This window comes from Kitasatospora sp. NPDC052896 (assembly GCF_044547075.1).
Lineage (GTDB): Bacteria > Actinomycetota > Actinomycetes > Streptomycetales > Streptomycetaceae > Kitasatospora.
Window position 1 is genome coordinate 1 of record NZ_JBITZU010000050.1, and the last position, 14,310, is coordinate 14,310.

The window sequence follows — 14,310 nt, forward strand, 5'->3', positions numbered from 1 at the left end:
CGCGGGTTGGGTGTCGAGGAGTTCGGCGGCCATGCCGGGCCATTGGGAGCCCTGGCCGGGGAAGACGAAGACGGTACGCCCAGGAGTCTCCCGGCCTCGCAGCTGGTCGTGGTCGCCGATCAGCACGGCGCGGTGCTCGAACGCGGTCCGTCCCGCCAACGCCCGCGCCACCGCCAGTGGTTCGACGTCCGTGGCGGCCACCTGCTCGCGCAGCCGCTCGACCTGGGCGTCCAGCGCCTGCGGGGTGCGCGCCGAGAGCGGCCAGATCACCGGCCCGTCACCCGGTACCGGCGGCTCCACGGCAACGGTCGGCGCCTCCTCCAGGATCACGTGCGCGTTGGTCCCGCTCATGCCGAAGGACGAGACCCCGGCCCGGGCCGGCCGGTCCAGTTCCGGCCACGGCACGGCCTCGGTGACCAGCGAGAGCGCACCCTGCTCCCAGTCCACCTTGCCGGACGGACGGTCGATGTGCAGGGTGGCTGGGACCAGGCGGTGCTGCAGGGCGAGCACCGCCTTCATCACCCCGGTCACTCCCGCGGCGGCCTGGGTGTGCCCGATGTTTGACTTCAACGAGCCGACCAGCAGCGGGAGTTCCGCCGGCCGCTGCTGACCGTAGGTGGCCAGCAGAGCCTGCGCCTCGATCGGGTCGCCGAGCGTGGTTCCCGTCCCGTGCGCCTCCACCATGTCGACTTCGTCGGGCGTCAGGCCCGCGTCGGCCAGCGCCGCCCGGATCACCCGCTGCTGCGAGGGGCCGTTCGGCGCCGACAGGCCGTTGCTGGCGCCGTCCTGGTTGACCGCCGAGCCGCGCAGCACCGCGAGGACGGGGTGCCCGTTGCGCCGGGCGTCGCTCAGCCGCTCGACCAGCAGCACGCCGGCCCCCTCCGACATGCCCATCCCGTCGGCCGCGTCCGCGAACGCCTTGCAGCGGCCGTCCGCGGCGAGCCCGCGCTGCCGGGAGAACCCGACGATCGCGCCCGGTGTGGACATCACGGCGACGCCCCCGGCCAGCGCCAGCGAGCAGTCGCCCGCGCGCAGCGCCCGGGCCGCCAGGTGCAGCGCCACCAGTGAGGCGGAGCAGGCGGTGTCGACGGTGATCGCCGGGCCCTCCAGGCCGAGCGTGTAGGCGACCCGGCCGGAGACCACGCTGGCCGCGCTGCCGGTGAGCAGGTGGCCCTCGTTCTCCGCGGACTGGGCCACCGCGGCCGCGTAGTCCTGGTAGTTGACGCCGGTGAACACCCCGGTGCTGCTGCCGCGCAGCGCCACCGGGTCGATCCCGGCCCGCTCGATCGCCTCCCAGGAGGTCTCCAGCAGCAGCCGCTGCTGTGGGTCCATGGCGAGGGCCTCGCGCGGCGAGATGCCGAAGAACTCGGCGTCGAAGTCGCCCGCGTCGTGCAGGAATCCGCCGTAGCGGGTGGTGGAGGTGCCGGGCCGGTCCGGGTCGGGGTCGAAGAGCGTCTCCAGCGGCCAGCCGCGGTTGACCGGAAACTCGGAGATCACGTCGCCCCGGTCGACCAGCAGTTGCCACAGCTGCTCGGGGGTGGCGATCCCGCCCGGCAGCCGGCAGCCCATCGCGACGATGGCGATGGGCTCGTCCGGCTCGGCCGCCCGCACGGCCGGGCCGGCCGGCCCGACGTTGCCCTCACCGAGCACGGCGGACCTGATCAGCTCGGCCAGCACGCCGGCGGACGGGTAGTCGAAGACCAGGGTGGCCGGCAGTCGCAGGCCGCTGGCCGCGTTGAGGCGGTTGCGCAGTTCGACGGCGGTGAGCGAGTCGAAGCCCAGCTCCTGGAAGGCCCGGCCGGGTGGCACGGCCTCCGCCGAGCCGTGGCCGAGCACCTCGGCCGCGTGTTCGCGGACCAGGTTCAGCACCACCCGGGTCTGCTCGGCCGCCGGCAGCCCGTTCAGCCGCTCGCGCAGCACCGCGGCGGCCGGGGTCGCGGCCGGCGCGGCGGCCGACTCGCCGAGCGCGCGGACCTCGGGCACCCCGGTCAGCAGTCGGCTCGGACGGACCGAGCTGAAGACCGCCGCGAACTGCGGCCAGTCCACCTCGGCCAGCGCGATGACGGTCTCGTCGTCCTCCAGCGCGTGCTGCAGCGCGGTCACGGCCGGCTCGGGGTCGATCAGCGGCAGGCCCTGGCGCTGCACCCGGTAGAAGTCGGTGTCGTCGACGGTCTCCCGCACGGTCCACGGGTTCGCCGCCTTCCAGACGCCCCAGTCGACGGTGGTGGCCCTCAGACCGCGCGAGCGGCGGTGTTCGGCCAGCGCGTCCAGGTAGGCGTTGCCGGCCGAGTAGGCCGCGTGGTTGCTGCTGCCCCAGACACCGGCGATCGAGGAGAAGAGCACGAACGCGTCCAGCTCGCGGTCCAGCAGCTCGTCCAGGTGACGGGCGCCGGCGGCCTTCGCGGCGACCACCCGCTCGAAGGAGTCGACCGGTGTGCCGTCCAGCGGCGCCAGCTCGATGTAGGCGGCGGCGTGGAAGACGGCGGTGACCGGCTCGCCCCGCTCCTCCAGGCCGGCCAGCAGCCGGGCGACCTCCGCGCGGTCGGCCAGGTCACACCTCGGCAGGCTCAGCCGGGTGCCCGACTCGGCCAGCTCGGCGGTCAGTTCGGCCGCCCCCGGGACGTCGGCGCCGCGCCGGCCGGGCAGCACCAGGTGTTCGGCGCCGCCGCGGGCCAGCCAGCGGGCGATGTGCGGGCCGAGCGCGCCGGTGCCGCCGGTGACCAGGACGGTGCCGCGCGGGCGCCAGGTCCGGCGCGGGACGGCCGGTCGCGGGGCCCGGACCAGCCGGCGGGCGTACAGGCCGGACGGGCGGACCGCGAGCTGGTCCTCGCCGGTCGCGCCGGCCAGCACGGCGCGGACGGCGCGCAGCGCGCGCGAGTCCAGCACCGGCGGCAGGTCGAGCAGGCCTCCCCAGCGGGCCGCGTGCTCCAGCCCGGCCACCATGCCGGTGCCCCAGACCAACGCCTGGCCGGGTGCGGTCAGCGCGTCGCCGGTGCCGACCGAGACCGCGCCCTCGGTGGCGCACCAGAGCGGCGCGGTCACCCCGAGGTCGCCGAGCGCCTGGACCAGGGCCAGGGTGAGCGCGGCGCCGGTCGGCAGCGCGGGGTGGGCCGGATGCGGCTCGCCGGCCAGCGCGAGCAGCGCGAGGATCCCGGCGAGTTCGCCGGTCACGCTGTCGGCCAGCCGCTCGGCCAGCGCCGCCCGGTCCACCGCACGGTCGGGCAGCTCGACCGTGCGGACCTCCTCGGTGTGCGCGGCCAGCGTCTCGACCAGCGCGGTCACCCGGGCGTCCGCCCGGTAGCCGTCGGGTATGACCACCAGCCAGCGGCCGCCCAGCGTGCTCGACGCCGGCGGTGGCACCTGCAGCCACTGGACGCGGTAGCGCCAGGACTCCAGCGCCGAACTCTCCTGCCGCTGCCGCCGCCAGGCGCTGAGCGCGGGCAGCACCTGGCCCAGCGACTCGGCGTCCACCGCCAGGCCGCGTGCCGCCTCGGCCAGGTCGGCGCCCTCCACCAGGCGCCAGAACGCGCTGTCGTCCGGCTCCGCGCCAACCGCCGGGGCGCCCGGCGTCAGCCAGTAGCGCTGCCGTTGGAAGGGGTAGGTGGGCAGTTCGACCCGCTGCCCGCCGCTGGTCGCGTACACCGCGGCCCAGTCGACCGGCACGCCGCGCACCCACAGCTCGGCCGCCGCCGCGAACGCGCGCGGCAGGCCGCCCTCGTCGCGCCGCAGGGTGCCGGTCGCCAGCACGTCGGGCGCGCCGGCCGCCGCCGCGCCGTCCAGCACCGGCAGGGTGAGCACGGGGTGCGGCGACACCTCCAGGAAGGCCTGGTAGCGCTGCTCGGCCAGCGCGCGCACGGCCGGCTCGAAGAGCACGGTCCGGCGCAGGTTGCGGTACCAGTAGTCGCCGTCCATCCGGGTGGTGTCCAGCCAGTCGCCGGTCACCGTGGAGAAGAGCGGGACCCGGCCGGCGGCCGGCCGCAGCCCGGCGAGCAGCTCGGCCAGCTCGGCGCGGATCCGCTCGACCTGCGCCGAGTGCGAGGCGTAGTCCACCGGGATGACCCGGGCCCGGGTGCCGTCCTGCGCGCAGCGCGCGACCAGCTCCTCGAGGACGGCGCTCGCGCCGGAGACCACCACGGCGGACGGGCCGTTGACCGCCGCGACGGACAGGCTCTCGCCCCACGGCTCGATCAACTGCCGGACGCTTTCCAGTGGTTGGCCGATCGAGACCATCCCGCCGGCGCCCTCCAGACGGCGCAGGGCGCGGCTGCGCAGTGCGGTGACCCGGGCGCCGTCCTCGAGGGTGAGCGCGCCGGCCACCACGGCGGCGGCGATCTCGCCCTGCGAGTGCCCGAGCACCGCGTCGGGCAGCACGCCCCAGGACTCCCAGAGCGCGGCCAGCGAGACCATCACCGCCCACAGCGCCGGCTGCACGACGTCCACCTGTTCCAACGGCTCACCGCCGCGCAGGAGTCGGGTCAGCTGCCAGTCGACGTGCGGTGCCAGGGCCTGTTCGCACTCGGTCATCCGCCGCGCGAACGCGGGTTGGGTGTCGAGGAGTTCGGCGGCCATGCCGGGCCACTGCGAGCCCTGGCCGGGGAAGACGAAGACCCGCCGGCCACCCGTGTCGGCCACCCCGCGCACCAGGTTCGGCGCTGCCCCGCCCGCGGCCAGCGCGGCCAGCCCGGCCGCCCGGTCGCCGCCGAGCAGCACCGCGCGCTGCTCGAACGCGCCGCGCCCGGTGGCCAGCGAGAAGCCGACGTCCACCGGGTCCGACTCGACGGCACGCAGCCGCCCGGCCGACGCGGCCAGCGCCTCGACGGTCTTCGCCGAGAGCGGCCAGGGCAGTTCGGCCGGCGCTTGCTCGGTCGCGGGCCGGGGTTCGGCCTCCGGGGCCTGCTCCAGCACGACGTGCACGTTGGTGCCGCTGAACCCGAACGAGGAGACGCCGATCCGCCGCGGTCGGTCGACCGTCGGCCACGGCCGGGCCGAGGTCAGCAGCTCGACCGCACCCGCCGACCAGTCCACGTGCCGGGTCGGTTCGTCCGCGTGCAGGGTCTTCGGCAGCACTCCGTGCCGCAGCGCCAGCACCGACTTGATCACCCCCGCCACGCCGGAAGCCGCCTGGGTGTGGCCGATGTTGGACTTCAACGAGCCCAGCCACAGAGGCTGTTCACGGTCCTGTCCGTAGCTGGCGAGCAGCGCGTCCGCCTCGATCGGGTCGCCGAGCCGGGTGCCGGTGCCGTGCGCCTCGACCGCGTCCACCTCGGCGGCGGACAGGCCCGCGTTGGCCAGCGCCTGTCGGATCACCCGCTGCTGGGCCTGCCCGTTGGGGGCTGACAGGCCGTTGCTGGCACCGTCCTGGTTGACCGCCGAGCCGCGCAGCACCGCGAGCACCGGGTGCCCGTGGCGCCGCGCGTCGGAGAGCCGCTCCAGCAGCACCACGCCCACGCCCTCGGCCAGGCCCATGCCGTCCGCACCCGCGCCGAACGCCTTGCACCGCCCGTCGGCGGCCAGCCCGCGCTGCCGGGAGAAGCCGATGAACACGCCCGGGGTGGCCATCACCGCCACGCCGCCGGCCAGCGCCAGCGAGCAGTCGCCGGAGCGCAGCCCCTGCGCGGCCAGGTGCAGCGCCACCAGCGAGGAGGAACACGCCGTGTCGACGGTGACCGCCGGGCCCTCCAGCCCCAGGGTGTAGGCGACCCGGCCGGAGACCACGCTGGCCGCCGCGCCCGCCACCAGGTGGCCCTCGGCCGACTCCGGCGCGCCGGCTGCCGCGATCGAGCTGTAGTCCTGGTAGTTGACGCCGACGAAGACCCCGGTCCGGCTCTCCCGCAGCCCGGCCGGGTCCAGCCCGGCCCGCTCCAGCGCCTCCCAGGCGCTCTCCAGCAGCAACCGCTGCTGTGGGTCCATGGCGACCGCCTCGCGCGGCGAGACCCCGAAGAAGGCGGCGTCGAAGTCGCCCGCGTCGTGCAGGAACCCGCCCTCCCGGACGTACGAGTGGCCGGCCCGGTCCGGGTCCGGGTCGTACAGGTCGGCCGGCCAGCCGCGGTCGGTGGGCAGCGCGCCCACCACCTCGCCGCCGTCCAGCAGGAGTTGCCACAACTTCTCCGGCTCGTCGATGCCACCGGGGAACCGGCAGCTCATCGACACCACCGCGACCGGCTCCGCCGGGTCGCCCGGCACGACGGCCGATGGCACCGCCGACTCCGCTTCCCCGCCCAGCAGTTGTCCGCGCAGCGCGTCGGCCAGCGCCTCGGCCGAGGAGTGGTCGAAGACCACGGTGGTGCGCAGCCGTAGCCCGGTCGCCGCGTTGAGCCGGTTGCGCAGCTCGACCGCGGTCAGTGAGTCGAAGCCCAACTCCCGGAAGGCCCGGGCTGGTTCGACCGCCTCCGGGGAGTCGTGCCCGAGCACCTCGGCGGCCTGCCGGCGGACCAGGTCCACCAGGATCCGCCGCACCTCGGCGTCGGACCGGCCGCGCAGCTCGTGGCGGAGCGCGGTGCCCGCCTCGCCGTCCGCCGGCCGGTCCGCCTCGGCGGCCTCGGCCAGCGCCCGGACCTCGGGGATCTCGCCGATCAGCGGGCTGGGCCGGACCGAGGTGAAGACCGGCACGAAGCGTGCCCAGTCCACGTCGGCGACCAGCACGGTCGTCTCGTCGTCGTCCAACACCCGCTGCAGGCCGGCCACCGCGAGCCGGGGATCCATGAACGGGATGCCACGCTCCAGCAGTTGGCGCTCCAGCTCGCTGGTGGCCAGCCCCCCGCCGGCCGCGCTCCAGATGCCCCAGACGATCGAGGTGGCGGCCAGGCCCCGGCCGCGCCGGTGCTCGGCCAGCGCGTCCAGGTAGGCGTTGCCGGCCGCGTACGCGCCGTGGTCCGCGCTGCCCCACACCCCGGAGACCGAGGAGAAGAGCACGAAGGCGTCCAACTCGGTGTCGTGGAAGACCTGATCCAGGTTGGCCGCGCCGAGCGCCTTGGCCTCCAGGGTGGCCGCCAGTTCGCGCGGTCCGGTCTCCCGGACCGCTCCCAACTGCACGGCGGCAGCGGTGTGCAGCACCGCGCGGACCGGGTCGCCGGCCTCGGCCAGCCCGGCCACCAGCGCGCGCAGCGCGGCCAGGTCGGCCAGGTCGCAGCCGGCCAGCGTGACCCGGCAGCCGAGCGTGCCCAGTTCGGCGGCCAACTCGCCCGCACCGGGCGCCTCTTCGCCGCGCCGGCTGACCAGCACCAGGTGTTCCGCGCCGGTCCGGGCCAGGTGCCGGGCGACGTGGCTGCCCAGCCCGCCGGTGCCACCGGTGATCAGCACGGTGCCGCGCGGCCGCCAGTCGCGCCGGGCCGGTGCCTTCGGGGCGCGGACCAGGCGGCGGGCGAACACCCCGTCGGGGCGCAGCGCGAGCTGGTCCTCCGCGCCGTCGCCGGCCAGCAGCGCCGCCAGTCGCTCCAGCGCGCGCTCGTCGGTCTCGGCCGGCAGGTCGATCAACCCGCCCCAGAGCGGCGGCTGTTCGAGCGCCACCACGCGGCCCAGGCCCCAGGTCTGCGCCTGCGCGGGGTGGCTCAGCCGGTCCGCGTCGGTGGCCATGACCGCACCGCTGGTGAGGCACCAGAGCGGCGCCCGCGCCGGCACCTCGTCCAGCGCCCGCACCAGCGCGGTGGTCAGTGCCAAACCCGCCGGGAGCGCCGGCAGTTCGGGGACCGTCCGGTCGTCCAGGGCGAGCAGGCTGAGTACGCCGGTCAGCGGCGCCCGCCCGTCCAGCTCCTCGCGCAGCCGCGCGGACAGCGCCGCCGGATCGGCCGTGGGACCGTCCAGCAGCACCGGCACCACCTCGGCGCCGTGCCCGGCGAGCAGCGCGGCCAGCCGGTCGGCCAAGGGATCGGCCGTGCCGGCGGAGCCGACCAGCAGCCAACTGCCGGTCAGGGCACCCGCTGCCGGCTCGGCCAGCCGGCGCCAGGCGAGGCGGTAGCGCCAGCCGTCCAGCACGCCCTGGTCCCGGCGGTGTCGGCGCCAGCCGGCCAGCGGCGCCAGCACCTCGCGCCAGGCCTCCGGCGCCACCCCGAGGGTGGCCGCGACCGCGTCGGCGTCCTCGCGCTCCACGGCCGCCCAGAACGCCGCGTCCACCGGATCCGCCGCGGCGCTCCCGGCCGCCGGCTCGAGCCAGAACGGCCGGTTCTGGAACGCGTAGGTGGGCAGCTCCACCAGGCTCGGCCGGTGCCCGGCGAAGGCCGCCGACCAGTCCACCGCGACGCCGTTCACCTGGGCCTCGGCGAGCGCGGCCAGGACGCGACGCAGCCCGCCCTCGTCCCGGCGCAGCGTGCCGAGCACCACGCTGCCGGTGCGGCCGAGGTCGTCCGCCACGTCCTGCACCGGCACGGTCAGCACCGGGTGCGGACTGATCTCGAGGAGGACCGCGTCGCCCGGCGCCAGCAGCGAGCGCACCGCCGCGTCGAACTCCACCGTCTCGCGCACGTTGCGGAACCAGTAGCCGGCGTCCAACTCGGCGGTGTCCAACCGTCCGCCGGTGACCGTGGAGTGGAACGGCACCTCGCCGGCGCGCGGTCGGATGTCGGCCAGCGCCGCCAGCAGTTCCTCGCGCAGCCCGTCCATGTGGACCGAGTGGCCGGCCACGTCGGCGGCCACCCGCCGGGTCCGGATCCGGGCCTGCGCGCACTCGGCCAGCAGCTCGGTGAGGGCGGCCGGGTCGCCGGAGACCACCACGGAGGCCGGGCTGTTCACCGCGGCGACCGACAGCCGACCCTCCCAGCGGCGCAGCCGCGCGCGAGCCGCGTCGGCCGACAGGTTGACCGAGGCCATCGCGCCGGTCCCGGACAGCGTCAGCTGGGCCCGGCTGCGCAGCGCGACGATCTTCGCCGCGTCCCGCAGCGACAGCCCGCCCGCCACGTGGGCGGCCGCCACCTCGCCCTGCGAGTGGCCCACCACCGCGTCCGGCTCGACCCCGTAGCAGCGCCAGAGCGCGGCCAGTGACACCATCACCGCGAACAGCACCGGCTGCACCACGTCGATCCGGTCCAGCGGCGGCGCGCCCGGCTCGTCCCGCAGCACCCCGGTCGGCGACCAGCCCAGGAACGGCTCCAGCGCCTCGGCGCAGTCGGCCACCGACCGGGCGAAGACCGGGGACTCCAGCAGCAGTTCGCGGGCCATGCCCAGCCACTGCCCGCCCTGCCCGGGGAAGACGAAGACGGTCCGGTCCCGCTCGCCGGTGGCGCGCCCGGTGACCGTGCCGGGCGCGGCGCCGCCCTCGGCGAGCGCGGCCAGTCCGCGCAGCAGCTCGCCGCCGTCCGCGCCCACCACCGCCGCCCGGTACTCGAAGGCCGAGCGCGCGGTGGCCAGCGAGAAGCCGACGTCGGCCGGGCGCAGCCCGGGCCGGGCCGACAGGTGCGCGGTCAGCCGGGCCGCCTGGGCCCGCAGTGCCGCGGGGCTCTGCCCGGAGACCAGCCACGGCACCGGCGCCGCGTCGAGCGCGACGGTGGGCGCGGGCTCCGGTTCGGGGGCCTCCTCCAGCACCACGTGGGCGTTGGTGCCGCTCATCCCGAACGAGGAGACCCCGGCCCGGCGCGGCCGGCCCCCGCTCGGCCAGGCCCGGGCCTCGGTCAGCAGCTCGATCGCGCCCGCCGACCAGTCGACGTGCGGGGTCGGCGCGTCCACGTGCAGGGTGCGCGGCAGCACACCGTGCCGCAGCGCCAGCACCATCTTGATCACGCCCGCCACCCCGGCGGCCGCCTGGGTGTGCCCGATGTTGGACTTCAACGATCCGAGCCACAAAGGGTGTTCACGGTTCTGGCCGTAGGTCGCGAGCAGTGAGTCCGCCTCGATCGGGTCGCCGAGCCGGGTGCCGGTGCCGTGCGCCTCCACCGCGTCCACCTCGGCGGGGCCCAGCCCGGCGTCGGCCAACGCGGCCTGGATGACCCGCTGTTGGGACGGGCCGTTGGGCGCGGTCAGCCCGTTGCTGGCGCCGTCCTGGTTGATCGCCGAGCCGCGCAGCACCGCCAGGACGGGGTGCCCGTTGCGCCGTGCGTCGCCCAGCCGCTCGACCAGCAGCACGCCGACGCCCTCGCCCCAGCCGGTGCCGTCGGCCGCCGCCGCGAACGGCTTGCAGCGCCCGTCCGCCGCCATCCCGCCCTGCCGGGCGATCTCCAGGAACGCGCCGGGCAGCGCCATCACGTTGGCGCCACCGACCAGGGCCAGCGAGCACTCGCCGGCCCGCAGCGCCCGGGCAGCCAGGTGCAGGGCCACCAGGGAGGCCGAGCAGGCGGTGTCCACGCTCAGCGAGGGACCCTCCAGGCCCATCACGTACGAGACCCGGCCGGACAGCACGCTGATCGCGTTGCCGGTCATCAGGAAGCCCTTGACCGCCTCCGAGGCGCCCCGCCCGAGCGTTCCGTACCCCTGGTCCACGGCCGTCACGTAGACGCCGGTGGCGCTGCCGCGGAGCGCGAGCGGGTCGATGCCGGCCCGCTCCACCGCCTCCCAGCAGGCGAGCAGCAGCAGCCGCTGTTGCGGGTCCATGGCCAGCGCCTCGCGCGGGGAGATCCCGAAGAACGCCGGGTCGAAGCCGCCCGCGTCGTCCAGGAACGCGCCGCGCGCCGGTGCGCCGCCGGCGGCCAGCGCCGACAGCTCCCAGCCCCGGTCGCCCGGCAGGCCGGTCATCGCGTCCCGGTCGGCGGCCAGCAGCTCCCAGAGGTCCTCCGGCGTGTTGACCCTGCCGCCGAACCGGCAGCTCATCGAGACGATCGCGATCGGCTCGTGGCCCTTCGCCTCGGCCTCGCGCAGCTTCTGCCGGGTCTGCTGGAGGTCGATGGTCACGCGGTTGAGGTAGTCCCGCAGCTTCTGCTCGCTCACCGGTTGTCCTGCACCTTCTTCTGGTCGGGAGGGGAGTCCAGCGCGTGCGCCCGCCCCGGCGGGCGCGGGGGTCTCACGAGCCCTCCAGCTGCCGGTCGATGTACGCGAAGATCTCGTCGTCGGTCGCGGCGGTGATCTCGGTGGCCGTGACGGTCCGGTCGGGCGCCGGGGACCGGTCGGTGTCGCGCGCGAGCACCTCGCGCAACCGGCGCGACAGCTCGTCGCGGACCGGCTCGTCCGGGCCGAGCGTGGCGAGCAGCGCCTCCAGCCGGTCCAGCCCGGCCAGCACGGCCGCCGGGTCGGCTGCCTCGCTCCTCGTGGAGCGGACGGCCGCCTTCGCCGCCAGGTGTCGGGCCAGTGCCTCCGGCGTCGGGTAGTCGAAGACCATCGCGGCCGGCAGCCGCACACCGCTGGCGGCCGCCAGGCGGTTGCGCAGCTCGACGCCGGTCAGCGAGTCGAAACCGAGCTCCTTGAACGGTCGGGTGGCCCGGATCCGCTCCGGCGAGGCGTGCCCGAGCACGGCGGCGGCGTGGCCGCGCACCAGGTCGAGCAGCAGCCGGTGCGACTCGGCGGGCCCCAGCGTCGCGAGCTGCTCCAGCAGGCCGGCCGGGGCCGGGCCGGCGGTGACGGCCGCGGGCCGTGACCGGGGTCCACGGACCAGCCCGCGCCAGAGCGCGGGACCGTCCGGCCGCAGCGCCGCCCGGTCCAGCGGGGCCGCCAGCAGGTACGGGTCCGGGCCGGCCAGTGCCAGGTCCAGCAGGGCCAGGCCGTCGGCGGTGGGGAGGGCACCGAGCCCGCCGCCGGCCATCCGGCGCAGCTCCGCCTCGCCGACCCGTGCGGTGAGCGCGCTGCGCTCCTCCCACAGGCCCCAGCCGATCGACAGCCCGGGCCGGCCCTCGGCCCGCCGCTGCCGCGCCAGCGCGTCCAGCGCGGCGTTGGCCGCCGCGTAGTTGGCCTGCCCGGGCGTGCCGAGCAGCCCCGCGCCGGAGGAGAAGAGCACGAACGCCGCCAGGTCCGCGTCGACGGTCAGCTCGTGCAGCGCGATCGCCGCCTCGGCCTTGGGCCGCAGCACCCGGACCAGCTGGTGGTCCGTCAGCGACTCGGCCAGCGCGTCGTCCAGCAGGCCGGCCGCGTGCACCACGACGGTGAGCGGACGGTCCTTCGGCACCCGCGCCAGCAGCTCGGCCAGTGCCGCACGGTCGCCCACGTCGCAGGCCGCCACGGTGGTGCGCGCCCCCAGCTCGGCCAACTCGGCCACCAGGGCCGCGGATTCCTCGGCGGCCGGCCCGCGCCGGCTGGCCAGCAGCAGGTGGCGTGCGCCGTGCCGGGTCACCAGGTGCCGGGCCACCAGGCGGCCCAGCGTGCCGGTGCCGCCGGTGATCAGCACCGTGCCGTCCGGGTCCGGCGCGGTCGGCAGCAGCAGCACGTTCTTGCCGACGTGCCGGGCCTGCGCCAGGTGGCGGAAGGCCTCGGCCGCCTCCCGGACCTCCCAGCAGGTCAGCGGCGGTGGGGTGAGCACGCCGCGGTCGAAGAGCGCCAGCACCTCGGTGAGCATCTCGCCGATCCGCTCGGGCCCGGCCTCCAGCAGGTCGAAGGCCCGGTAGGCGACCCCCGGGTGGTCGGCCGCGACCCGGGCCGCCGACCGGATGTCGGTCTTGCCCAGCTCGACGAACCGGCCGCCGTCCGACAGCAGGCGCAGCGAGGCGTCCACGAACTCCCGGGCCAGGCAGTTGAGCACCAGGTCCACCCCGCGCCCGAGGGTGGCCACCAGGAACCGGTCGGCGAACTCCAGGGTGCGGGAGGAGGCCAACCTGCCCTCCCCGAGGCCGGCCCGGCGCAGCACGTCCCACTTGTGCTCGCTCGCCGTGCCGAAGACCTCGGCCCCGGCGTGCCGGGCCAGCTGGACGGCGGCCGTGCCGACCCCGCCGGTCGCGGCGTGGATCAGCACCGACTCGCCGTGACGCAGACCGCCCAGGTCGAACAGGCCGTAGTAGGCGGTCAGGTAGGCGATCGGCACCGAGGCGGCCTGGGCGAACGACCAGCCGTCCGGGATCCGTGCCACGGTCCGCCGGTCGGCCACCGCCACCGGACCGAACGCGGAGCCGAAGATCCCCAGCACCCGGTCGCCCGGAGCCAGGTCGGTCACCCCGGCGCCGACCTCCAGCACCACCCCCGCGCCCTCGCTGCCCAGGCCCTGCTGGTCCGGGGTCAGCCCGAGGGTCACCGCCACGTCGCGGAAGTTCAGGCCCGCCGCGCGGACCGCGAGCCGCACCTCGCCCGCGCCCAGCGGTTCGGGGGCGTACGAGCGCAGCGCCAGGCCGTCCAGGCTGCCGGTTCCGGTGGTCTCCAGCCGCCAGACCGGCGCGTCGGCCGGTGGCACCAGCAGGTCGGGACGGGCCGCCGGGATCAGCCGGGGGACGAGGAACTCGGCTCCCCGCAACGCTAGTTGGGGCTCACCGTCGAGCGGCAGCTGGGCGGGTGGGGCGGTCGGGCGGTCGGTGTCCAGCAGCACGAAGCGGTCGGGGTGCTCGCTCTGCACGCTGCGCAGCAGCCCCCAGGCCGCCGCCTGGGCCAGGTCGGTCGGCGGATCGCCGGCCCGGGTGTGCGCCGCGCCGCGGGTCCGCAGCACCAGCCGGGAGTCGGCGAACCGCTCCGCCGCCAGCCAGTCGCGGACCAGGGCGAGGGTGCGCGTGGCGGTCTCGTGCAGCCGGACGGCCGGATCCGTCGCCTCGCCGGTCGGGCAGTCGGCGAGCAGGACGGGCGGCACCGGGTCCTGCTCGCCGAGGGCGTCCAGGGCGGTCCAGGTCGTGCCCGGACGGGACGGAGCGGGCTGCCAGTCCAGTCGGAACAGCCGGTCGGTTCCGGCGGCCGGCGTGAGCATGTCCGCGGGCGCCGGGCGCAGCACCAGCGAGTCGACGGTGAGCACCGGGCGGCCCGCCAGGTCGTACGCCGCGAGCCCCACCGCCTCCGGCCCGTCGGCGTTGACCCTGACCCGCAGGGAGGTGGCGCCCGTGGCGTGGGCGGTGACCCCGGTCCAGCTGAACGGCAGCCGGGCCCGGCCGTCCTGCCCGGCCAGCAGCGCCGCGGCCTGCAACGCGGCGTCCAGCAGCGCCGGGTGCGCGGTGCAGCCGGCGGCGTCGGCGTGCTGGCGCGGGTCGAGGGTGAGTTCGGCGAACACCTCGTCACCGCGCCGCCAGGCCGCGTGCAGCCCCTGGAACGCGGGCCCGTAGCCGTAGCCGGCCTCGGCGAACCGCTGGTACAGGCCGGCCAGTTCCACCGGCTCGGCCTCCGGGGGTGGCCAGCCGATCAGGTCCGGTTCGGTCGGCCGCGGGTCGGCGCTGAGGGTGCCGGTGGCGTGGAGGGTCCAGTGGGTGGCGTGTTCGGGGCGGGAGGAGATGGTGAGGGTGCGGCGGTGGGTGGGGTCGGGGGTGGTGATGCGGATTTGGAGGTGGTGGGGGGTGG

Annotated in this window: 2 protein-coding genes; both read right to left on the bottom strand. The window is 76.5% G+C overall.

What is annotated here, in order from left to right:
- The coding region (locus ACIGXM_RS36825; protein WP_396568489.1) for a type I polyketide synthase at window positions 1-10,848 on the bottom strand (10,848 nt) is incomplete at its 3' end.
- 73 nt (window positions 10,849-10,921) lie between these two features.
- Window positions 10,922-14,310, bottom strand: a 3,389-nt coding sequence (locus ACIGXM_RS36830; protein ID WP_396568490.1) for an SDR family NAD(P)-dependent oxidoreductase, incomplete at its 5' end; no start/stop codon positions are given.